Raw genomic sequence first — 19,965 nt, 5'->3', positions numbered from 1 at the left:
AAGGAGGAGAGGATGCCTTCATTCGACATTGTTTCCAAGGTGGACATGCAGGAAGTGGACAACGCGATCAACCAGACCGTCAAGGAGATCGGCCAGCGCTACGATTTCAAGGGGTCCAAGAGCGAGCTAACCCTGGAGAAGGATTCGCTCAAGATCCTCGCCGATGATGACTTCCGGTTGAAGGCCATCGTCGAAATTCTCCAGTCCAAGTTCATCAAGCGGGGGATTTCGCCAAAGGCCCTCCAGTACGGCAAGGCCGAGACCGCCTCCGGCGGCATGGTGCGGCAGATCGTCACCATCCAGCAGGGGATCTCCAAGGAGAAGGGGAAGGAGGTCGTGGCCGTCATCAAGGATACCAAGCTCAAGGTCCAGGGGCAGATCCAGGACGACCAGGTGCGGGTTACCGGCAAGAACCGGGACGACCTGCAGGAGGCGATCCAGGCCCTCAAGGGGAAAGACTTGGGGATTGAGCTGCAGTTTGTGAATTTCAGGGATTAGACGCCACAGAAGCGCGGAGAGGGAGTCGATTTAATGAAGGAAAAAGTAAGCATGGTCAGCCTCGGCTGCCCGAAGAACCTGGTGGACGCCGAGGTTATGCTCGGCTGCCTGGCCAAGGACCAGTACGAGATCACTACCGATGAGCACGCGGCCGACATCATCATCGTCAACACCTGCTCCTTCATCGGCGATGCCAAGAAAGAGAGCATCGACACGATCCTCGATCTGGCCGACCGCAAGCACGACGGCCGCTGCAGGCTCCTCGTCGTGACCGGCTGTCTCCCCCAGCGTTACCAGGAGGAACTGGCAGCGGAGCTCCCCGAGGTGGATATCTTCGTGGGCACCGCCGACTACCCGAGAATCGCCGAAATCATCGCCGCGAAGCGTGGCGTTGCCGAGCAGCTCCGCTACATCAGCGACCCCAACTACATCTTCGACGAAAGCCTGCCGCGGCTCAAGTCGTCCCCCGCATACACCGCCTATCTGAAGATCGCCGAGGGGTGCTCCAACTGCTGCTCCTACTGCGTCATCCCGTCCCTGCGGGGCGCCCTCCGCTCCCGTCCCCTGGACAACCTCCTCATGGAGGCCCGGACCCTGGTTTCCAACGGCACCAAGGAGATCAACCTCATCGCCCAGGACATCACCGCCTGGGGGCGCGACCTGCCGGGAACCCCGACCCTGGAGGAACTCATCCGCGAGCTGGCGAAGATCGCGGGGTTGCGCTGGATCAGGCTCCTCTATGCCTACCCCGACGGGATCACCGACGGGCTCATCGAGATCATCAAGACCGAGCCGAAGGTCTGCAAGTACCTGGACATCCCGATCCAGCACATCAGCGACCCGGTCCTGAAACGGATGAACCGTCGGAGCACAGAGCCCCAGATCCGGGAGCTCATCGCAAAGATGCGGTCCGAGATTCCCGAGATTGCCCTCCGCACCTCCCTTATCGTCGGCTTCCCCGGTGAAACCGACGATGATTTCCGCACGCTCCTTACCTACGTGGAGGAGACCCAGTTCGACCGCCTCGGCGTCTTCTGCTACTCCCGGGAGGAGGGTACCCCGGCCGCCGAGATGGACGATCAGGTGTCCGAGCGGGTCAAGCGCGACCGCTACAAGAAGCTCATGAAGGTCCAGGCCCGGCTCTCCTTCAAGCGCAACCGCCGCCTCATCGACACCGAGGAAGAGGTCATCGTTGAGGGGTACAGCGACGAGACCGATCTGCTTCTCAAGGGGCGCTCGTCGCGGCAGGCACCCGACATCGACGGGCAGGTCTACATCACCGCCGGCACCGCCAATGTGGGGGACATCGTGCGGCTGAGGATCACCGATTCGTCCGACTACGACCTCATCGGCGAGATCGTTGAGGAGTGATGGGCCTGGATTTTGCTTGACAATCGTAGGTTTTTGAGTACCATTTCGGGACCTTTGGGCCCACCTTATCACGATGGAGTAATGTAAATGGTTGAAAAACAAGACGAAATGAAGGCTCTTCTCCTCAAGTCCAAGGACGAGATCCTGGCAGGGATAAACAAGGCGATCAAGTCGGGGTCCGAGACGGCCACCAGCGAGCCCACCGGCGACATCTATGACCAGGCTTCCAGCGAGCGCGACCGCGAACTGGGGCTCCTCCTCAACGACCGGGAGCGGGACAAGCTGCGCCAGATCGACGAGGCGCTGCTGCGGATCGCCGAGGGGGAGTACGGAATCTGCGAGGAGTGCGAGGAGGAGATCCCCCTCGGGCGTCTCAAGGTAATGCCTTTTGCCCGCTTCTGCGTCCGGTGCCAGTCGGACATGGAAAAGCTCCAGGCCCAGACCCGCCGCGTCGAGGAAGAACGGGAATACCGGGAGATTTCTTTCGGCGAGGAAGAGGAAGGGTAACAGCCGGTTATATCGGGCAGGAAAACGGAAAAAGGGCGTCGCATCCAGTGCGGCGCCCTTTTTTTGTCAGCGAATGGGTGGAGAGTCAAAAAAGCGTCAAGATTGGACGATGAGGCTCTTCCCGGTCATCTCCGCCGGCTGGGGGAGTCCCAGGATCTCCAGCATGGTGGGGGCTATGTCGGCCAGGGTGCCGGTACGGAGCCGCGCCCCTTTTCTGTTGTCGTCCACGAGGACCAGGTGCACCGGCTCGCTCGTGTGGGCCGTGTGTGGGCCGCCGGTATCGTCCGCCATCACCTCGGCGTTGCCGTGGTCGGCGGTGATGATGACGGCGCCCCCCTTCTCCCGCACCTTGGTCACGATGCGCCCCACGCAGCTGTCCACCGCCTCAACGGCCTTTGCAGCCGCTTCCAGCATGCCGGTGTGACCCACCATGTCGGCGTTGGCGAAGTTGACGATGACAACGTCGTAGGCATCGCTCTCAAGCCGCTTCAGGAGTTCTTCTGTGACCAGGTAGGCGCTCATCTCCGGCTTGAGGTCGTAGGTGGCCACCTCCTTGGGGGAGGGGATGAGGCACCGCTCCTCATGGGGGAAGGGCTTCTCGACGCCGCCGTTGAAGAAGAAGGTGACGTGGGCGTACTTCTCGGTCTCGGCGATCCGCAGCTGCCTGAGTCCCGCGCGGCCCAGGACATCGCCGAGGATGTTCTTCAACTCCTCGGGGCCGAAGGCGATGGGGATGCCGAAGGTTGCGTCGTACTCGGTCATGCAGACGTAGGAGGCGAGCTTTGGCCACGATTGCCGCGCAAAGTCCGGACAGTCGGGGAGGGCCAGGGCCCGGGTGATCTCCCGGGCCCGGTCGGAGCGGAAGTTGAAGAAGATGCAGCCGTCGCCGTCCCGCAGTTGTCCCACCGGCGCGCCGTCCCGCACGATCACCGCCGGCTCCACGAATTCGTCGGTCCCGTCGGCGGCATAGCTTGCCTTGATGGCGTCGGTTGAGCTTGCCCGCTGAACCCCTTCGCCCCGGACCATGGCGTTGTAAGCCCGTTCCACCCGCTCCCAGCGGTTGTCCCGGTCCATGGCCCAGTAGCGGCCGATGACCGTGGCGATGGCGCCGACTCCAATGCGGGAGATTTCCGTTTCCAGTTGGGCCAGGTAGCCGGCGCCGCTCTTGGGTGGGGTGTCGCGGCCGTCGAGGATGGCATGGACGAATACCTCGCGGATTCCCTGGCGCTTTGCCAGCTCCAGCAGGGCATAGAGGTGGGTGTTGTGGGAGTGGACCCCGCCGTCGGAGAGGAGCCCCGCCAGGTGGAGCCGCCCTCCGGCGCTCTTCGTCTTGGCGATGCACTCAAGGAGGACCGGGTTGGTGAAGAAGTCGCCATCCTGAATCGCCTTGGTTATGCGGGTGAGATCCTGGTAGACAACCCTTCCCGCGCCGATGTTCAGGTGTCCCACCTCGGAGTTCCCCATCTGGCCGTCGGGAAGCCCCACCGCCATGCCGGATGTCTGTATCTCGGCGGAGGGATAGGTGGCGAGGAGGTAGTCCAGGTTCGGGGTTCGGGCCAGGGCCACGGCGTTGTTCTCGGCGCTGGGATTGATCCCCCAGCCGTCGAGGATCATGAGCATGAGCGGTCGGGTCATGGTTCCTCCGGAAAAGGTGAGGATTGAAAATCTTTAGTGGTGATAGGGTTCGCCGTTGATGATGGTGTGGGCCCGGTAGATCTGTTCGAGGAGGATGACCCGCACCATCTGGTGGGTGAAGGTGAGCTGCGAGAGGGCCAGTACCCTGTCGGCCCGGGACCGGAAGTTGTCGGCGAAGCCGTAGGCGCCACCGATGGCAAAGACCATCTCAGGCACTGCACTGTCCCGGCACTTGGCGATGAAGGCCGCCAGCTGGGGGGAGGTCATGCCGTCGCCCCGCTCGTCCAGAAGGACAAGGCGGGCATTCTTCGGCACCAGTTTCTCCAGCCGCTCGCACTCCCTGGCCCGCATGGCCTCTGCCGCGGCTCCCTTCTCCTCCCGTGCCTCGGCGATCTCCAGGGGGGCGTAGCGCCTGATCCGGCCGGCGTATTCGTCGATGCCGCGCCGCACCCACTCCTCCTGGGTCCTGCCGACCCAGAGGACCTTCAGCTTCACGCAGGAGTTCCTTCTTTTCCTTCCCAGAGATAGGCGTCCGGGATCTCCTCCTGGGGAGCCGCGGACCAGAGGCCGTCCAGGTCGTAGTAGTGACGGATCTCCTCCTGGAAGATGTGGACAAGGACGTCGCCGTAGTCGATGACGATCCAGTTCCCTTCCTTCAGACCCTCTATGTCGATGGCCTTGCCGTATTTCTTGAGCCCCTTCTTGACCGAGTCGGCAATGGCCTGGGCCTGCCTGTCGGAGCGGCCCGAGGCGAGCACGAGATAGTCGGCTATGGATGACAGGCGGCCGATCTCCAGGATCTTCACGTCGAGGGCCTTCTTGTCGAGGGCGAGACGGGCGCATTCAAGGGCCCGCTCACGGGGGGTGAGCGTCAGTTTATCGGTCATGGGTGTAAATCCTTTGTTCCGTGATGTAGCGCGCGACCGGTTCCGGCACCAGGTACCTGATGGAGCGGCCCTTGCGGGCAAGTCCGCGGATTGCGCTTGATGAGATGTCCAGGGGGATGCCGGCCAGGTAGTAGACCGAGTATCCCGAGCGGTGGGCGAGTCGTTTTTCGGCGGCATGATAGCAGAACTGCGGCGCTATCGCAACGGGGAGGGCCGCCGCCAGGTCCCGGATGACGGCACCCGGACGCTCCACCGCCACGATGTTGCACGAGGAGAAGATGGCCTCATACTCGTGCCAGGAGCCGAAATCCAGAAACGAGTCGCTGCCGATGACGAAGAAAAACTCGTCGCCGGGGCGCTCCCGCCGCAATTCCCGGAGGGTGTCGATGGAGTAGGACTTTCCCGCCCGCCTCCCTTCCATGTCGGAGACGACAAAAGAGGGGTTGTCTGCCGTGGCGAGACGGACCATCTCGCAGCGGACGTGGAAGGGGAGCTCACCCTCCATCGGCTTGTGGGGGGGGGCCGCTGCGGGGATGAAGATGACCTGGTCAAGGGCGAACGAGTCCCGAACCTCCTCCGCGATGCGGAGGTGGGCATGGTGGATCGGATTAAAGGTGCCCCCCAGGATGGCTACGCGCATAACGTTCCGTGGTTAAGCCCGGATCTGCCCGTCGCCGTAGACGATGAACTTGGTGGTCGTCAGGTCCTCCAGCCCCATGGGGCCGAAGGAGTGGAGCTTGGTGGTGGAGATGCCGATCTCGGCACCGAGGCCCAGCTGGTTTCCGTCGGCGAAGCGGGTGGAGGCGTTCACGAGGACGGTGCTGGAGTTTACCTCCCGGATGAAGCGCTGGGAATTGTGATAATCCCCCGTGACGATGGCTTCCGTGTGGAGGGAGCCGTAGGCGTTGATGTGGTCGATGGCCTCGTCCAGGTCGTCCACCACCCGGACGGCCAGGATCAGTTCCAGGTACTCGGCCTGCCAGTCCTCCTCCGTGGCCTTCTTCGCCTGGGGGGCGAACTGGCGGACGCAGTCGTCGCCCCGCAGCTCCACCTTGAGGTCGGTCAGGGTGCGGGCGATGCGGGGGATAAAGGTTTCGGCCACGTCCTTGTGGATGAGGAGGGTCTCCAGGGCGTTGCAGACGCCGGGGCGCTGGACCTTGCCGTTCACCACGATCCGCTCGGCCATGTCGAAGTCGGCCGAGGCGTCGACGAAAACGTGGCAGACCCCCTTGTAGTGCTTGATGACCGGGATCTTCGAGTGCTCCACCACGAAGCGGATCAGGCTCTCGCCCCCTCGGGGGATGATGAGGTCGATGAACTCCTCCTGCTTGAGCATTTCCAAGACCCCCTCACGCTCCGGGAAGGGGATGACCGACAGGGCCGCTTTCGGGATGCCGGCCCGCTCCATCTCGCCACCCAGGATGCGGGCGATGGCAAGATTGGAGTGGATCGCCTCGGAGCCTCCCCGCAGGATCACGCTATTCCCCGCCTTGAGGCAGAGGGCGGCGGCGTCGGCCGTCACGTTGGGGCGCGCCTCGTAGATGATGCCGATGACCCCGAGGGGAATCCGCATCTTTCCCACCATGAGACCGTTGGGGCGCTTCCACATCCGCGTTACCTCACCCACCGGGTCGGGGAGGTTCGCCACTTCCCGCAGTCCGTCGGCCATGGCCTTGACGCGCGCTTCATCCAGCATGAGCCGGTCGAGCATGGCGGCGGAAAGCCCCTTTTTCTCCCCCGCCTCCAGGTCTTTCCGGTTTTCCTCGATCAGGTGGGGGGTGTTGTTGATGAGGGCCATGGACATGGCCATGAGGAGGTCGTTCTTGGCCGTGGTGGGGAGCTTCGCCATGGCGATGGCTGCCTGGCGGGCGTCGGCGGCAATGGTGCGGATTTGTTCAGCGATGGTCACGGAAGGTACCTCCTTGCGCGTAGTCGGCATTACAAAACTACCAGGTTGTCCCGGTGGATGATCTCGTCCCCGTACCTGTAGCCGAGGATCGCTTCGATCTCGCCACTCCGGTGACCGAGGATCCGCTCGATCTCGGCATGAGAGTAGTCCACCACCCCCCGGGCGATCTCGGCGCCGTCGGTCCCGCAGACACGGACGCAGGCCCCCCGGTCGAACTCACCCTCCACCCGGACCACCCCCGACGGGAGGAGGCTTTTCCCCTGGCGGGAGAGGACCGTCCGGGCCCCTTCGTCCACGATGACCCGGCCGCTGGGGCGAAGGGTATGAGCGATCCAGTGCTTGCGGCGGTTGAGACTCTCCCGGGCAGGGAGGAAGAGGGTCCCCACCTCCCGGCCGGCGAAGGCCTCGGTGAGGATTCCCGGCACCGTGCCGTTGAGCATGAGGGTCGGCACCCCGAACTGCCCCGCCTTCTTGGCGGCTGCCAGCTTTGTCACCATGCCGCCGGTGCCGACGGTGGAGCCGCTGTCTCCGGCGGCCCGTTCGGTCTCACGGGTGATGCTCTTCACCAGGTGAATCAGTTGCGCGTCGGGGTTTGCCCGGGGATCGGAGTCGTAGAAGCCGTCGATATCGGTCAGGATCACCAGGAGGTGGGCCTCGGTCAGGTTGGTCACCAGGGCCGAGAGGTTGTCGTTATCGCCGAACTTGATCTCGTCCACCACCACGGTGTCGTTTTCGTTGATGACCGGGATGACGCCGAAGCCGAGGAGCGTGTCGATGGTTGCCCGGGCGTTCAGGAAGCGGCGGCGGTTGGCCAGATCGTCACGGGTGAGGAGGATCTGGGCCACCTTGTGACCGAAGTGGCCGAAGTCCTCCTCGTAGGCCCGCATGAGGCGCGACTGGCCGATGGCCGCCGCAGCCTGCTTCTGGGGGATGCTTTTCGGCCGCCCCTCGATGCCCAACTCCCGCCGGCCGGCGGCCACGGCCCCAGACGACACGATGATCACCTCGCGCCCCTGCCGGCGCAGGGTTGCCGTCTCGGCGGCAAGCCGGGCGATGAAGGCGTGGTCGAGGCCGTTCTCGTCGCCGGTGAGGACCCGGCTCCCGATCTTGATGACGATCCGTTTGACTTTTTTTAGGATGGAAGAGCGCATTGGTACCAATTTACCACTCTTCCTCGGCTGCGCCCCAGAGGTGTCGGGCGATCTCGTCCAGGAGCGGCGGGATCCCCTCGCCGGTGGCGGCGGAGATGGGGAACACCTTGATGCCCCGTTCCTGAAACCAAGCCATAACCGGCGGGAGGTTCTCCCGGACCACCGGCAGGTCGATCTTGTTGATGACGGCGATCTGCTCCTTCCTGGCCAGTTCCGGGCTGAAGAGTGCCAGTTCCCGGTTCAGGGTCTCGTACTCCCGGATTGGGTCCCGGTCGGGAATCCAGGAGAGGTCGATGAGGTGGAGGAGGATGTTGGTCCGCTCCACGTGCTTCAGGAACCGGTGTCCCAGCCCTGCCCCCTCGGAAGCCCCCTCGATGATGCCGGGGATGTCGGCAACCACGAAGGAGCGGTAGTTCTTGTAGGGTACCACCCCCAGGTTCGGCTTGATGGTCGTGAAGGGGTAGTCGGCTATCTTGGGGCGGGCCGCGGAAACCTTGGTGATGAACGATGACTTTCCCACGTTGGGGAAGCCGAGGAGCCCCACGTCGGCCATGAGCTTCAGCTCCAGCCGCAGCCAGCGCTCCTCTTCATCCTCCCCCGGTTGGGCGAACTTGGGTGCACGGTTGGTGGAGGTGGTGAAGCGGGCGTTGCCCTGGCCACCCCTGCCTCCCTTGAGGAGGATAACGGTCTGTCCCGGCTCGATCAGGTCGGCAAGGATCTCCCCCGTCTCCGCATCCTTCACTATGGTGCCTGGAGGGACGGGTATCGTGAGGTCCTCGCCGTTGGCGCCGTGGCGGTCCTTCCCCATGCCGTTCTTCCCTCTCCCCGCCTTCAGGTGGGGACGGTAGCGGAGATCCATGAGGGTGGAGAGGTTCGGGTCGACGGTGAAGATTATATCTCCACCCTTGCCGCCGTCGCCGCCGTCGGGGCCGCCGAAGGGGATGAACTTCTCCCGGCGGAAGGAGACGCACCCTGCGCCGCCGTGTCCCGACTGGACGTGGATTTTCACTTCATCGATGAACTGCATGGTCGTCTTCCCTATCCTGTTTCAAGAAACAACAAGAGCCCGGAACTCGAAAGTCCCAGGCTCTTCGGTTCTTGCGACCCGCCACCATTTAGCTGGCCGGGTAGACGGAAACCTTCTTCTTGTCGCGGCCCAGTCGCTCGAACTTCACCACGCCATCGATGAGGGCGAAGAGGGTATAGTCCTTGCCGCAGCCGACGTTGGTGCCCGGGTGGATCTGGGTGCCACGCTGGCGGTAGATGATGTTCCCCGCCTTGACGTTCTCGCCGCCGTACTTCTTGCAGCCGAGTCGTTTTGATTCCGAATCGCGTCCGTTCCGTGTGGAGCCGACGCCTTTCTTGTGTGCCATGGTGTTAAACCTCCTGACGGCTTGCCGTATCGGTAGTCAGGACTGCCGGGCCGTCGCTGCAAAATACGTGTTGCTGATTACCCGTTGATCTTCTCGATCTTGAGTACGGTTCTCGGTTGACGGTGCCCACGCAGTTTCCTGCTGTTTTTGCGCCGCTTGGACTTGAAGACAAGGACCTTCTTGTCCTTGCCCTGCTCGACAATCTTGCCGACCACAGAGGCGCTGGGCACTAACGGTGTTCCGATTTTGACCGTTTCGCCGCCAACCATCAGGATGTCCTTGAGTTCGATGGTATCGCCTACCGCCCCCTCAAGCTTCTCGACTTTCAGAAAGTCGCCTTCGGAAACTTTGTACTGCTTCCCTCCGGTTCTCACTACCGCGTACATGTACTTCACCACCTTTACACAAATTTTTTGAAGAGCTTGGAAGGTTAACCGGAACAGCGCGATGAGTCAAGGAATTTTTATTCCAGCCCCACCATCACGTCGTCGCCAACGACTTCCACCGGATAGACTTTGAGGGTGTACTCGGGGAATTCCTTGCAGGTGCCTGTCTTCAGGTTGAAGCGGTAGCCGTGGCGCTGGCAGGAGAGGTGCTCGGCGTCCTTGACCAGGGCCCCGGAGAGGGGGGCTCCCTGGTGGGGGCACTCGGTCTCGCAGGCGTAGACGCTTCCCTTGGCCTTGACGAGGAGGATCTCCTGGCCATTGACGGTGACGACCTTTTTCCCCCAGTCGGGGATTTCTGAAACCTTGGCGGCGAATACCATGTGCAATCCTCCTTGCGAGAGATGATATCAGCTGATGGCGATCTCGAACTGCTCCTGGTGGAAACCGGGCTTGGCCCGGACGGTGATCCGCTTCTTGAATTTTTTCTCCAGCTCCTCCAGCCCCCGGCGTTCCTCGTCGTAGAGGAGGTCTGCCACCTGGGGATGGACGGTGAGGGTCGCCTTGGTGCCGCGGATGTCGAGCATCTCCCGGCGCAGTTCCCGGAAGATCTCGTGGCAGACGGTGGTCTTGGACTTCACGTAGCCGCGCCCCTCGCAGTAGGGGCAGGGCTCGCACATCATCCTGCCGATGGACTCCCGGACCCGCTTGCGGGTCATCTCCACGAGGCCCAGCTCCGAGATCTTCAGGATGTTGGTCTTGGACTTGTCGGCCTTCATGGCCTCTTCCAACGCCGTGAAGATCTTCTCCCGGTTCACCTCCTTCTCCATGTCGATGAAGTCGATGATGATGATCCCGCCGATGTTGCGGAGCCGGAGCTGGTAGGCGATCTCCTTGACCGATTCCAGATTGGTCTTGAGGATCGTGTCCTCCAGGTTGTGCTTCCCCACGTAGCGGCCGGTGTTGACGTCGATGGCGGTCAGGGCCTCGGTCTGCTCGATGATGATGTAGCCGCCGCTCTTGAGCCAGACCTTGCGCCCCAGGGCCCGGCTGATTTCCACCTCCAGCCCGAAATGGTCGAAAATGGGCTCCTCGTCGTCGTAGAGCTCCATGGAGTACTTCATCTTGGGCATGAAGGTGGAGATGAACTGGACGATCTTGTCGTGCTCGTTCTTGGAGTCGACCACGATGCGGGAGACGTCCTCGGTGAGGATGTCGCGGATCACCTTCTGGGTCACGTCCAGGTCGGCGTGGATGAGGGAAGGGGCGTGCCCCTTCTCGTTGCGCTTCACCACCTCGTCCCAGAGCTTGGTCAGATAGTGCATGTCGGCCACGAGGTCCTCTTCGCTCTTCCCCTCGGCGGCGGTCCGGACGATGAAGCCGCCATTCTGGGGCTTCATACGTTCGACGATCTCCTTGAGCCGTTCCCGCTCCGCCTCTTCCTCGATGCGGCGGGAGATCCCCACGTGGTCCACGGTGGGCATGTAGACCAGATGCCGGCCGGGAAGGGAGATGTGGGAGGTGATCCGCGCCCCCTTGGTGCCGATGGGCTCCTTGGATACCTGTACCAGGATCTCCTGCCCCTCCTGGAGGAGCTCCTCGATGGGGTGAAGGGGCTGGAGCACCTGCTGTTCGCTGTCTCCGTCCTCCCCGCTTCGTTCCATGAAGGAGTCGAACTCTTCCATGGCGTCGAAGACGTCCGCCACGTAGAGGAAGGCCGCCTTTTCCAGGCCGATGTCCACGAAGGCCGCCTGCATGCCGGGGAGGACCCGGACGACTTTCCCCTTGTAGATGTTGCCGACGATCCCCTTCTCGCGGCTCCGCTCGATGTAGAGCTCGGCGATGGTGCCGTTCTCGATGAGGGCGATGCGGGTCTCGTGGGAGGATGTGTTGATTACCAGTTCATTGGCCATTGCAGGTACCCTGTATAGGTGAAATCAAAGATTTTTTGAAGAGGACGTCGAGCTTTTCGATGCGGGCATCGGCCAGCTCTTCGGGCGAAAGCCCCGTGATGGCGGCAGCGTATTCGAGGGGTTTGCCCCGGCCGATGGTCAGCTCCAGCGTTGGGCCATCGACGGTGAGCCCTGCCAGCTCGTGGCGCAGATCGTATTCCTGAACCCGCCCCTTCTTTTCCCGGCGGAGCGGGAAGCTGTCGCGGGTAAGGAAGGCCTCCGCCCGGGCGGAAAGGTTGCTGGCTGCTTTCTCCGGCAGGGTGATCCGATAGCGGACCTTGTCCATGAGCACCGACAGGGATTGGGTTCCCGGCGGGACCACGACTGCCTCGATAATCCGCATCCCCTGGGGGAGGGCGGCGTTGAGCCGGTGCTGCACCTCCTCCGGCGTCGGGCCGGGAACGAGCTCCATGTCGAGATACTCGGCCCACGATTCTACACCTACCGAAAGGGCGGTGGCAAACGAGAATTTGGGGTGGGGATGGAATCCCTGGGAGAAGCGGATGGGGAGCCGCGCGCGCCCCACGGCCCGGGTGAAGAGGCCGATCATCTCCAGGTGGCTCAGATACCGCATAGCGTCGGTCTTGGTGTAGCGCAGCCGCATGGTCACCTTGGCGTCGGCTGCGGCGGGGGGCGCCATGGTAGGTGACGTGCCGCTTTTCTGCCATGCCGGGTCGGTGGTTCGCATGGCGATCCTGTCGAAGTCGCAGATTCCGCAGCCGGTGCAGCGGCCGGTGCGGCAGTCACCGGTGGCTTCCCCTGCCCAGGCCTTTTCAAGCTCCTGCCGCAGGAACGACCTGGTTACGCCGAAATCCAGGTGGTCCCAGGGGAGGACTTCGTCGAGCCCCCGGCGACGGTGGTAGAAGGCGGGGTCCATGCCGCAGGCCGAGAAGGCCTCGCGCCACGCAGTGCTGTTCAGCCGGTCTCCCCACCCGTCGAAGCGGCAGCCCAGCTTCCACGCCTTTGCCAGCACAGCGCCCAGGCGCCGGTCCCCCCGGGCGAAGACCCCTTCCATGAAGGAGAGGGGGGCGTCGTGCCACTTGAGGGTGAGTTTCCGCTTCTTGAGCTCGTCCCGGAGAAACCGCTGCTTTGCCACGGTTTCTTCGGTGGTGATCTGGGGCTCCCACTGGAAGGGGGTGTGGGGCTTGGGGACGAAGGTGGAGACCGAGACGTTCACCTCGCCGCCGCCGGCCCGCTTCCCCTCCAGCTTCACCTTGCGGGCCAAGTCGGCGATGCCAAGGAGGTCCTCGTCGGTTTCGCCGGGGAGCCCGATCATGAAGTAGAGCTTGATGACCCGCCAGCCGCTGGAGAAGGCCTCGAAGGCGTTGCGGAGCAGGTCCTCCTCGGAGATCCCCTTGTTGATGATCTGCCGCAGCCGCTCGCTCCCCGCCTCGGGGGCCAGGGTGAAGCCGGTCTTGCGGACCTTGCGGATCTCCTCCACCAGTTCCTGGCTGAGGCTGCCGACCCGAAGCGACGGGAGGGCCACGGCGATCTTCTCGTGGGCATAGCGCACCATCAGCTCCCGCAGAAGCGGCGTGAGGCAGCCGTAGTCGCCGGTGGAAAGCGAAAGAAGCGACACCTCGTCGTAGCCGGTATTCCGCAGCGTCTCCTCCACGAGCCGGAGGATCGTTTCCGGGGAGCGCTCCCGCACCGGCCGGTAGAGGTAGCCCGCCTGGCAGAAGCGGCAGCCGCGGGTGCACCCCCGGCCGATCTCGATGCTCACCCGGTCGTGGATCGTCTTGAGAAACGGCACCACCGGCGCCGTGGGGTAGGGGGCCGTATCCAGGTTCGAGAGAAAACGCCGCCGTACCCGGTCGTAGCCGGGCCGCAGGGGGGTGATGGCGTCGATGGTGTCGTCACCGTTATAGCGGGTCTCGAAAAAGGAGGGGACGTAGACCCCCGCGATGTCGGCAAGGCGCTCCAGGAGCCACTGCTTCGTCTCGCCGTTCCGCTTTCGCTCTCGACAGGCTGCGGCGATCTCCACCACCGCCTCCTCGCCGTCTCCCAGGAGGACGGCGTCCAGGAAGTCGGCCAGGGGCTCAGGGTTGCAGGCGCAGGGGCCCCCGGCAATCACCATGGGGAATTCATTTCCACGATCCGCGGCCCGGAAGGGGATGCCGGCCAGGTCGAGCATGGTGAGGATATTGGTGTAGGAGAGCTCGTACTGGAGGGTGAAGCCGATGATGTCGGCCCGGGCCAGGGGTGTATGGCTCTCCAGGGTGGCGAGGGGCTCGCCGAGACTTCTCAGTTGGGCCTCCCGGTCAGGCCAGGGGGTGTAGACCCGTTCCGCGGCGATTCCCTCTTCCCCGTTCAGGATGTCGTAGAGTATCTGGAACCCCAGGTGGCTCATCCCCACCTCGTAGACATCGGGGAAGGCGAGAACGAAGCGGAGTTCGGCCCCTTCCTTGGGACGGGTTCCGATTTCATCTCCCGTGTATCGGACTGGTTTTTCTATGGCTAACAGCTTGTTATGCGACACCGGGGTTTCTCCATGGAGGGGCGACAGGGAGGCTGCCGCACAGGTTAAATGTATAAATCTAGTGAAAGAGTTGGCGTTTGGCAAGGCAAAAGACCCCCCGTTCGTCCTGGCTGTCCCATTCGGTCCGGCGGGACGCGTTGCCTCATATACGGTAATCACTGGATGATATGGGGCCGAGATCTGTCCGTTTGCGCTGTCCGTTCGTTGCAACTTGAGCCTGAATACACGTCAATTCAGAGCGTTAGATATTTTGCTTCGCAGTGGCACGCTCCCTGCCTAAGGGAAAAAACAAAATATCCTTTGGAGGTGTTGTAATGAAAAAAGTTGTTTCCTCGATCGTTGCTGCTCTTGTAGCCGTTGCCTTTGCCGGTGCTGTTTTCGCCACCGAGCCAAAGAAAGAAGCCGCTCCTGCTGCCGCTCCGGCCGCTCCTGCTGCTGAAGTGAAGAAAGAAGAGAAGCCGGTCAAGAAGGCCAAGAAAGTCAAGAAAGCCAAGAAAGCCGTGAAGAAGGAAGAAGCTGCCACCCCGGCTACCCCGGCTGCTCCTGCTGCTCCTGCTGCGAAGTAACAAGTCCCCTAAGGACGCAAAAAAGCCGCATCTTCGGATGCGGCTTTTTTTGTGTCCACGTTGCCGGCTTGGTGATCCGACCACTGTCCGGACTATTCTTCCTGCCAGACATAGGGTGGATCCACGTACGGTTCGAAGAAACCGGGCCAGGAGACGAAGAAGGTGGCCGCCTCTCCCGCGCCGGCAAGGGTCCTCACCACGGTCATTCCCACCCCTTTCAGCGGTCCGACGGTCAACCCCTTTGCCGGGCCTTCTTCCTGCCATGTGACATAGATCTGTTTGGGGAACTCCAGCCATCCCGTCGCCGCGTTGGCAACGCCCCTGGCGAATTTGTTGGCCATGCCGTCCACCACCTCCTGGGCCGAGGCGCTGTCGATGGAGTTCGGTCCAATGGCGTGGGCCTGCCGGTGCGGGCCGAGGACGAGCAGGGCGGCCATGGTGGCCCCGGCAATCAGCGGGGCCGGTTTCATTGCACATCACCCTGTGCGGCTGGGGTCGTCTCTCCGCTTTCAGTCACGGTTGTCCGCTCGGGAGCATCCCATCCCTTCCAGACGAAATCGGGGTCGATCATGGGATCGTAATAGCCCGGCTGGGGGACGGCGAAAAAGACCGCCTCGGTGGCGCCGATGAAGGCCCGGTACAGCGTCATGCCGATCCCCTTGAGGGGGCCAATGACGTAACCGACGTCCCCGCGGTCCCGGACGGTCAGATACGACTGCTTCGGCAGTTCCACGATGGAGGTGGCGACATTGGTCACGCCCCGGGCCAGTTTGTAGGCCATCTTCTCCACGATGAATTCTGCCTTCGGTTCATCCTGGGCAAGGAGGGGTGTGGAGCAGGAAAGGGTCAGCGTCAGGGCAAGAAACCATGCGAAACCGCGCATAAATTCTCCTTTTTCGGCAAGGTTGGGACCTGCTTTCCCTTGTAGCATACTTACAGGCAGGTGGCAAGCGACCTCAGTCGAAGAGGGTGGGCTCTTTGGGTAGGTACGGCGCGAGTTTTTTCATCAGCTGGTTGAGCTTGTCGATGTAATGCTCGGTGTTCTCGTCGGGCCGTGCCGGGTCGTGGCGGGAGACCGGTTTGCAGTTTTCGTAGACGGTTACCCCTTTCCCGTGTCCGGTGACGTAGTAGCTGATCTGGTCGCCGGCCCGGAACGGGCGTTCGGCGCGTAGGGCGATCTCGAAGGCGGCCGACGGGTTACGCTTCCCCTGGCGGACCTTCTGGAGGTAGGTGGCCGGCGCTTCGCCGAGGGTTTCAGTGCGGGCGAGGCCCTCGATGGGTATGAGGTGGTCCCGTAGTCGCCGGATGCAGTCGTCGTGCATGGCCGGGATTTTCCCCCCTTCGCCATGCAGCAGGAGCCGGATCGCCTCTGCCATGAAGTCGCGCAGATACCGCTCTATACCCCGGGAGCGGAGGGCACTTCCCCTGACGGTAACTTTCCCGGCGTGGTCGAGGAGGGCGTAATTCTTCATCTTGTAGGAGAAGATGGCGCGGTAGCGGCCGTCCATTTCCACCGCGATTCCTTCGGGGAGGGTTGTGGAGAGGTCCCGGACAAGGGCCTCCTCCTGCTCGCTGTTCTCCACCCCCGGTGGCGGTATGAAGTAGATGCCGTCGGTATCCACCTCCACGGGGCGGGCTCCCCGCTGACGGAGCCAGTCGATCATGGCCTGGATCATCCCCCGCCCCCTGCGGGTCACCGCGGCGGCGAGGCCCACATCGGAAAAGGTGTGGATGGTGGTCCCTAGATAGCCGTAGAAGGAGTTTATGAGCACCTTAAAGGTCTGCTGGAGCGCGTTGAAGTAGTCGCGCTCGTGGGTTTCTGTGGCTGTTCGGGCGCGTTCCTTGGCGGCGAGGCGGAACTGCCGCAGCTCCGCCAGAAGCGGCAGGAAGAGTCCCAGGTGCTCCCTTTGGGGGGAGAGGCCGTAGGCGAGCATGATGGAGGGGTAGAGGGAAGCTACGTCGCAGTGGACGATGGGGCCGAGAACGCCCGTCTCGAAGACGTCGGTGTATCCCCCCTCAAAGGCCCCGCCGGCACCGGAAGGCTTCGGGACCGCGGCACCCCGCCGCAGGTATTCCCGGAGAAAGAGGGCGTTGATCCGCGTGGCGTTACCCCGGATGACGCAGTTCTGGTATGAGTAGGGAAAGATGCGTGCCTGGAGGAACCAGGGGTAGGAGAGGAGCCGCGACAGGGCCAGGGTTTCCCGCACGTCGTCCAGGTTGTAGCGCCTGAGGGCCTCCGGGTCGGTGCGGAAGGCTTCGTCCATGGCCTGGCGGTCCAGGTAGACCCGGTCGGGGGCGGCGAAGCCGAAGTGGATGGCCGCCTGCTTGAGGCCGTGGCTCTCCAGTGCCCGGCTGGAGACGTCGTAGATCTGGAGGAGGAAGTAGGTGTCCATGACCGAGCGGCCGTAGATGTCCCAGCGGGGATAGTCGATGATCCGCTCCGCCACGGTGAACCGGGAGGGGTGGACCCGGGGTTCGCTCCCGTCGCGTCCCCATCGGAGCCTGACCCCGTGCCGGGCCGCCCGGGCACGGATGTATTCCAGATCGAAGCGGAAGAGGTTGTGCCCCTCGATCACGTCCGGGTCCCGCTCCCGGATGATGGCGGTGAGCCGCTCCAGCATCGCCTGCTCGGACATTTCGTGGGCCGACAGGTATTCCTCGTATCCCCCCTCCTCCATGACGGCGATGGAGAGGATGCGGTCCTCCTCCCGGGCCGGGTTGGAGAACTCGAATCCCTCGGCGCAGGCGGTCTCGATGTCCAGGGCCAGGCGGCGCAACTGGGTGAATTCAAGCCCCTTGAAAAAGGTGGCGCCGGTGAGGAGGAGGTGCTGGTGAACCGGGTCCGAGAGAAAGAGGTAGGGGGCGTCGGGTGCCGAGGGGGTATGGCCCGTCCGTTTCGCGAGGAAATCCCGGGCGGCGAGGCATTCCGACCAGTCGTTGAAGAGGGCCAGGTGGCGGTAGTCGCCGGGGCCGGCGAGGGGGCGGAGGTGGACGGTGCTCCGAAAGTCAGCCAGGAGCGCCGGGTCCTCCAGGAGGATGAAGGGGTGGAAGGGGGAGTCCCGGAAGACGACACCGTCAGGTGTGCGGATGAAGAGGCGGATGAAGCGCCCCGCCAGCTCGGCGGCAACGATCCCTTCCGTGGGGTCGGCGCCGGACAGGATGGGATTGTCGGTGAGGCGGAGCTCGGCCATGGCGGCCCTCGGGGAGACAAAAAAGGCACGGTCTTGGGACCGTGCCTTTCGTTTGTAGCCGCGTAAGGCTACCCTGCGGCGTGCTTCGCCAGGTAGTCGGCGACGCCGGCGGCCGTCGGTTTCATGGCCTCGTCACCTTCCTTCCAGTTGGCGGGGCAGACCTGGTCGCCGTGGGTTTCCACGAACTGGAGGGCGTCGAGCATCCGCAGGGCCTCGTCAACGCTCCGCCCCAGGGGGAGGTCGTTGATGACGGCGTGGCGGACCACCCCCTTGGTGTCGATGAGGAAGAGCCCCCGCAGGGCAACGCCGGCGCTCTCGAACAGGACTCCGTACTGGGTAGCGATCTCCTTCTTCAGGTCGGCCACCAGAGGGTACTGGATGTTGCCGATGCCGCCGTCCTCAAGGGGGGTGTTCTTCCAGGCCAGGTGGGTAAACTTGGAGTCCACGGAGACGCCGATGACCTCGCAGTTCTTGGCCTTGAACTGGTCCAGCTTTTTGTTGAAGGCGAGGATCTCCGAGGGGCAGACGAAGGTGAAATCCAGGGGATAGAAAAACAGGATAACGTATTTGCCGCGATAGCTCGACAGCTTGATGGTGGCAAAGGTGTTGTCGGGCAGAACCGCGTCGGCGGCGAAATCAGGGGCCTCTTTGGTGACAAGGGTACACATGCACATGGTATGGTCTCTCCTTTCGTGCGGCTGAATAAATTGAATTGACAGAGAAAGGGATACCAGCCGATGGGCGCCTTGTCAACGAAAAAAGATAAAAAGAATCCTGTTTATCTTTTGAAGGTGGATTTACCCCTTCACATCCCCCTGGATGCCGATGGTCACTTCCCTGAAGGGGATATCCTTTCCGCTGGCGGCCAGGGCTTGGCGGGCCGCCATGACGATGCCTCCGCAGCAGGGGACCTCCATCCGCAGGACCGTGATGCTCTTGATGGAAGAGACCTTGAACAGTTCGGTCAGCTTCTGGAGATAGGCGTTGTTGTCATCCAGCTTGGGACAGCCAATGACCAGAGCCTTTCCCTCCAGGAACTCCCGGTGAAAGTCGCCGTGGGCGAAGGCCGCGCAGTCGGCGGCGATGAGGAGGTCGGCGTCCTGGAAGTAGGGGGCCGTGGTGGGGACCAGGTGGAGCTGCACGGGCCACTGGCGGAGCCGGCTGGCGATCGCTACCCCCGCGGGCTGTTCGCCGGCGGGCTCGGGATTCGCGAAGCTCATGGCCCGGGAGCCGGGGCAGCCGCCGCCGGCGTGGTGCCCGTGGGGCTGCGGGGCAGGGGGCTCGTGGTGGGCTGGTTCGCGGCCGATCCTTTTCAAGTGATTATCCACTGCCGCCTCGTCGAACTCGTCCGCTTCCCGCTCGATGATGCGGATGGCGTCCTGGGGGCAGTCGCCGAGGCAGGCCCCGAGGCCGTCGCAGAGGTTGTCGGCGGCGAGGACCGCCTTGCCGTTTACGATGGAGATGGCCCCTTCGGCGCAGGCGGGGACGCAGAGGCCGCAGCCGTTGCACTTCTCCGCGTCGATGGTAACGATTTTCCGGATCATGGTCTTGCTCCTCTATTGGTTCATTTTAGGAATCTTCTGTAGGGGCGCGGTTTCCGCGCCCTGGGCGGGGTGACCCCGCCCCTACGAATTGGCTGTTTCAGGAAAAAAAGTGCCAGAGGTAGTCGAGCCTCCCCCGCATGATCATCCTCCGCCCAGAGAAGCCCATGACCTCCCGGATCTTCGCCCGGTACTCCTTGCTGTAACAGTGAACACGGCAGTGCTTGCACGAGGGCTTCGGGTCCAGGGGGCATGTGCGGCGCTTCTGGATGCCGTGGGCCAGGAGCCCGGCGCAGTCGGGGCAGAGCTCCACTCCCCTGGAATAGCGGTGCCGCAACTCCGGCGGCAGGTCAAGGAGTGTCCGGAGGGAGCGATTGTGGCGGGCATGGCAGTAGACCCTGACGAAGTCGACGAGTACCCTCACATCCTTCAGCTGCTTGTTCGTGAACGTTTTCATGGGGCCATAATAGGGCAGCTGGACCGCGTTTGTCATGACCCATGTCAAAAAAGCGCGCTTTCGCC

Annotated in this window: 22 protein-coding genes; 4 read left to right on the top strand and 18 right to left on the bottom strand. The window is 63.1% G+C overall.

Annotated elements, in window-relative coordinates; all coding sequences use genetic code 11:
* The first annotated feature begins 12 nt into the window (after nt 1-12).
* From RCH91_RS18390 to RCH91_RS18380, 3 genes are all read left to right on the top strand, one after another.
* Nucleotides 13-498, top strand: coding sequence for a YajQ family cyclic di-GMP-binding protein (locus RCH91_RS18390; protein ID WP_306536448.1), 486 nt, complete (start codon nt 13-15; stop codon nt 496-498).
* A 33-nt stretch (nt 499-531) separates the two neighbouring features.
* A complete protein-coding gene (rimO, locus tag RCH91_RS18385; RefSeq protein ID WP_306536447.1) occupies nt 532-1,869 on the top strand; it encodes a 30S ribosomal protein S12 methylthiotransferase RimO in 1,338 nt (445 codons plus the stop codon).
* A gap of 87 nt (nt 1,870-1,956) precedes the next feature.
* On the top strand, nt 1,957-2,376 hold the full coding sequence (locus tag RCH91_RS18380) for a TraR/DksA family transcriptional regulator (protein WP_306536446.1): 420 nt from the start codon (nt 1,957-1,959) through the stop codon (nt 2,374-2,376).
* A 96-nt stretch (nt 2,377-2,472) separates the two neighbouring features.
* Here RCH91_RS18380 and gpmI read toward each other — a convergent pair whose 3' ends face one another.
* The 12 genes from gpmI to RCH91_RS18320 form a co-directional block, all read right to left on the bottom strand.
* Nucleotides 2,473-4,011 carry a 2,3-bisphosphoglycerate-independent phosphoglycerate mutase gene (gene gpmI / locus RCH91_RS18375; RefSeq protein ID WP_306536445.1) on the bottom strand — a complete coding sequence of 513 codons (1,539 nt, stop codon included), beginning with the start codon at nt 4,009-4,011 and terminating at the stop codon, nt 2,473-2,475.
* 33 nt (nt 4,012-4,044) lie between these two features.
* Complete coding sequence (locus RCH91_RS18370) at nt 4,045-4,506, bottom strand: 23S rRNA (pseudouridine(1915)-N(3))-methyltransferase RlmH (protein ID WP_306536444.1); 462 nt, start codon at nt 4,504-4,506, stop codon at nt 4,045-4,047.
* The gene (rsfS, locus tag RCH91_RS18365; protein ID WP_306536443.1) at nt 4,503-4,898 is read right to left on the bottom strand and encodes a ribosome silencing factor; all 396 of its coding nucleotides are present in this window, start codon (nt 4,896-4,898) and stop codon (nt 4,503-4,505) included. The genes RCH91_RS18370 and rsfS overlap by 4 nt, the downstream gene beginning before the upstream one ends.
* Nucleotides 4,888-5,538, bottom strand: coding sequence for a nicotinate-nucleotide adenylyltransferase (gene nadD, locus RCH91_RS18360; protein WP_306536442.1), 651 nt, complete (start codon nt 5,536-5,538; stop codon nt 4,888-4,890). The genes rsfS and nadD overlap by 11 nt, the downstream gene beginning before the upstream one ends.
* Nucleotides 5,539-5,550: 12 nt before the next feature.
* On the bottom strand, nt 5,551-6,807 hold the full coding sequence (locus tag RCH91_RS18355) for a glutamate-5-semialdehyde dehydrogenase (protein ID WP_306536441.1): 1,257 nt from the start codon (nt 6,805-6,807) through the stop codon (nt 5,551-5,553).
* A 29-nt stretch (nt 6,808-6,836) separates the two neighbouring features.
* A complete protein-coding gene (gene proB, locus RCH91_RS18350; protein ID WP_306536440.1) occupies nt 6,837-7,958 on the bottom strand; it encodes a glutamate 5-kinase in 1,122 nt (373 codons plus the stop codon).
* 10 nt (nt 7,959-7,968) lie between these two features.
* A complete protein-coding gene (obgE, locus tag RCH91_RS18345; RefSeq protein WP_306536439.1) occupies nt 7,969-8,985 on the bottom strand; it encodes a GTPase ObgE in 1,017 nt (338 codons plus the stop codon).
* 88 nt (nt 8,986-9,073) lie between these two features.
* A complete protein-coding gene (gene rpmA, locus RCH91_RS18340; RefSeq protein ID WP_306536438.1) occupies nt 9,074-9,331 on the bottom strand; it encodes a 50S ribosomal protein L27 in 258 nt (85 codons plus the stop codon).
* A 77-nt stretch (nt 9,332-9,408) separates the two neighbouring features.
* Nucleotides 9,409-9,717 (bottom strand): 50S ribosomal protein L21, encoded by a 309-nt coding sequence (gene rplU, locus RCH91_RS18335; protein ID WP_306536437.1) that lies wholly within the window; start codon nt 9,715-9,717, stop codon nt 9,409-9,411.
* Between the two features lie 77 nt (nt 9,718-9,794).
* Nucleotides 9,795-10,097 carry a Rieske (2Fe-2S) protein gene (locus RCH91_RS18330; protein WP_306536436.1) on the bottom strand — a complete coding sequence of 101 codons (303 nt, stop codon included), beginning with the start codon at nt 10,095-10,097 and terminating at the stop codon, nt 9,795-9,797.
* Between the two features lie 27 nt (nt 10,098-10,124).
* Complete coding sequence (gene rng, locus RCH91_RS18325; RefSeq protein ID WP_306536435.1) at nt 10,125-11,627, bottom strand: ribonuclease G; 1,503 nt, start codon at nt 11,625-11,627, stop codon at nt 10,125-10,127.
* The gene (locus tag RCH91_RS18320; protein ID WP_306536434.1) at nt 11,617-14,145 is read right to left on the bottom strand and encodes a TIGR03960 family B12-binding radical SAM protein; all 2,529 of its coding nucleotides are present in this window, start codon (nt 14,143-14,145) and stop codon (nt 11,617-11,619) included. Before RCH91_RS18320 ends, rng begins: the two co-directional genes overlap by 11 nt.
* A gap of 314 nt (nt 14,146-14,459) precedes the next feature.
* Between RCH91_RS18320 and RCH91_RS18315 the strand changes: the two genes are divergently transcribed.
* Nucleotides 14,460-14,711, top strand: coding sequence for a hypothetical protein (locus RCH91_RS18315; RefSeq protein WP_306536433.1), 252 nt, complete (start codon nt 14,460-14,462; stop codon nt 14,709-14,711).
* A 92-nt stretch (nt 14,712-14,803) separates the two neighbouring features.
* Here the strand turns inward: RCH91_RS18315 and RCH91_RS18310 are convergent, their stop codons facing one another.
* The 6 genes from RCH91_RS18310 to RCH91_RS18285 form a co-directional block, all read right to left on the bottom strand.
* Nucleotides 14,804-15,181, bottom strand: coding sequence for an exosortase system-associated protein, TIGR04073 family (locus RCH91_RS18310; protein WP_306536432.1), 378 nt, complete (start codon nt 15,179-15,181; stop codon nt 14,804-14,806).
* Entirely contained in the window at nt 15,178-15,594 is a 417-nt protein-coding gene (locus tag RCH91_RS18305) for an exosortase system-associated protein, TIGR04073 family (protein ID WP_306536431.1), read from the bottom strand. The genes RCH91_RS18310 and RCH91_RS18305 overlap by 4 nt, the downstream gene beginning before the upstream one ends.
* 73 nt (nt 15,595-15,667) lie before the next feature.
* Nucleotides 15,668-17,902 (bottom strand): DNA polymerase domain-containing protein, encoded by a 2,235-nt coding sequence (locus RCH91_RS18300; RefSeq protein ID WP_306536430.1) that lies wholly within the window; start codon nt 17,900-17,902, stop codon nt 15,668-15,670.
* A gap of 68 nt (nt 17,903-17,970) precedes the next feature.
* Nucleotides 17,971-18,576 (bottom strand): peroxiredoxin, encoded by a 606-nt coding sequence (locus RCH91_RS18295; protein WP_306536429.1) that lies wholly within the window; start codon nt 18,574-18,576, stop codon nt 17,971-17,973.
* A gap of 123 nt (nt 18,577-18,699) precedes the next feature.
* The gene (locus tag RCH91_RS18290) at nt 18,700-19,446 is read right to left on the bottom strand and encodes an ATP-binding protein (RefSeq protein WP_306536428.1); all 747 of its coding nucleotides are present in this window, start codon (nt 19,444-19,446) and stop codon (nt 18,700-18,702) included.
* Between the two features lie 97 nt (nt 19,447-19,543).
* Nucleotides 19,544-19,900: a nitrous oxide-stimulated promoter family protein gene (locus RCH91_RS18285; RefSeq protein WP_306536427.1), complete on the bottom strand. Its 357-nt coding sequence runs from the start codon at nt 19,898-19,900 to the stop codon at nt 19,544-19,546.
* Nucleotides 19,901-19,965 lie beyond the last annotated feature (65 nt).

The organism is Geobacter sp. (assembly GCF_030834625.1).
In the GTDB taxonomy this organism is placed as follows: domain Bacteria; phylum Desulfobacterota; class Desulfuromonadia; order Geobacterales; family Geobacteraceae; genus Geobacter.
Note: the sequence above shows the minus strand (reverse complement) of the source record. Positions and strands in the feature narration are given on the sequence as shown.

Bases quoted from the DNA above. Each gene is read 5' to 3' on its own strand.
- obgE (WP_306536439.1), bottom strand. From the start codon at position 8,985: ATGCAGTTCATCGATGAAGTGAAAATCCACGTCCAGTCGGGACACGGC.
- rplU (WP_306536437.1), bottom strand. From the start codon at position 9,717: ATGTACGCGGTAGTGAGAACCGGAGGGAAGCAGTACAAAGTTTCCGAA.
- RCH91_RS18305 (WP_306536431.1), bottom strand. From the start codon at position 15,594: ATGCGCGGTTTCGCATGGTTTCTTGCCCTGACGCTGACCCTTTCCTGC.
- rimO (WP_306536447.1), top strand. From the start codon at position 532: ATGAAGGAAAAAGTAAGCATGGTCAGCCTCGGCTGCCCGAAGAACCTG.
- RCH91_RS18390 (WP_306536448.1), top strand. From the start codon at position 13: ATGCCTTCATTCGACATTGTTTCCAAGGTGGACATGCAGGAAGTGGAC.
- RCH91_RS18310 (WP_306536432.1), bottom strand. From the start codon at position 15,181: ATGAAACCGGCCCCGCTGATTGCCGGGGCCACCATGGCCGCCCTGCTC.
- RCH91_RS18295 (WP_306536429.1), bottom strand. From the start codon at position 18,576: ATGTGCATGTGTACCCTTGTCACCAAAGAGGCCCCTGATTTCGCCGCC.
- RCH91_RS18285 (WP_306536427.1), bottom strand. From the start codon at position 19,900: ATGAAAACGTTCACGAACAAGCAGCTGAAGGATGTGAGGGTACTCGTC.
- nadD (WP_306536442.1), bottom strand. From the start codon at position 5,538: ATGCGCGTAGCCATCCTGGGGGGCACCTTTAATCCGATCCACCATGCC.
- rng (WP_306536435.1), bottom strand. From the start codon at position 11,627: ATGGCCAATGAACTGGTAATCAACACATCCTCCCACGAGACCCGCATC.
- RCH91_RS18380 (WP_306536446.1), top strand. From the start codon at position 1,957: ATGGTTGAAAAACAAGACGAAATGAAGGCTCTTCTCCTCAAGTCCAAG.
- rpmA (WP_306536438.1), bottom strand. From the start codon at position 9,331: ATGGCACACAAGAAAGGCGTCGGCTCCACACGGAACGGACGCGATTCG.
- RCH91_RS18300 (WP_306536430.1), bottom strand. From the start codon at position 17,902: ATGGCCGAGCTCCGCCTCACCGACAATCCCATCCTGTCCGGCGCCGAC.
- gpmI (WP_306536445.1), bottom strand. From the start codon at position 4,011: ATGACCCGACCGCTCATGCTCATGATCCTCGACGGCTGGGGGATCAAT.
- RCH91_RS18315 (WP_306536433.1), top strand. From the start codon at position 14,460: ATGAAAAAAGTTGTTTCCTCGATCGTTGCTGCTCTTGTAGCCGTTGCC.
- proB (WP_306536440.1), bottom strand. From the start codon at position 7,958: ATGCGCTCTTCCATCCTAAAAAAAGTCAAACGGATCGTCATCAAGATC.
- RCH91_RS18290 (WP_306536428.1), bottom strand. From the start codon at position 19,446: ATGATCCGGAAAATCGTTACCATCGACGCGGAGAAGTGCAACGGCTGC.
- RCH91_RS18330 (WP_306536436.1), bottom strand. From the start codon at position 10,097: ATGGTATTCGCCGCCAAGGTTTCAGAAATCCCCGACTGGGGGAAAAAG.
- rsfS (WP_306536443.1), bottom strand. From the start codon at position 4,898: ATGACCGATAAACTGACGCTCACCCCCCGTGAGCGGGCCCTTGAATGC.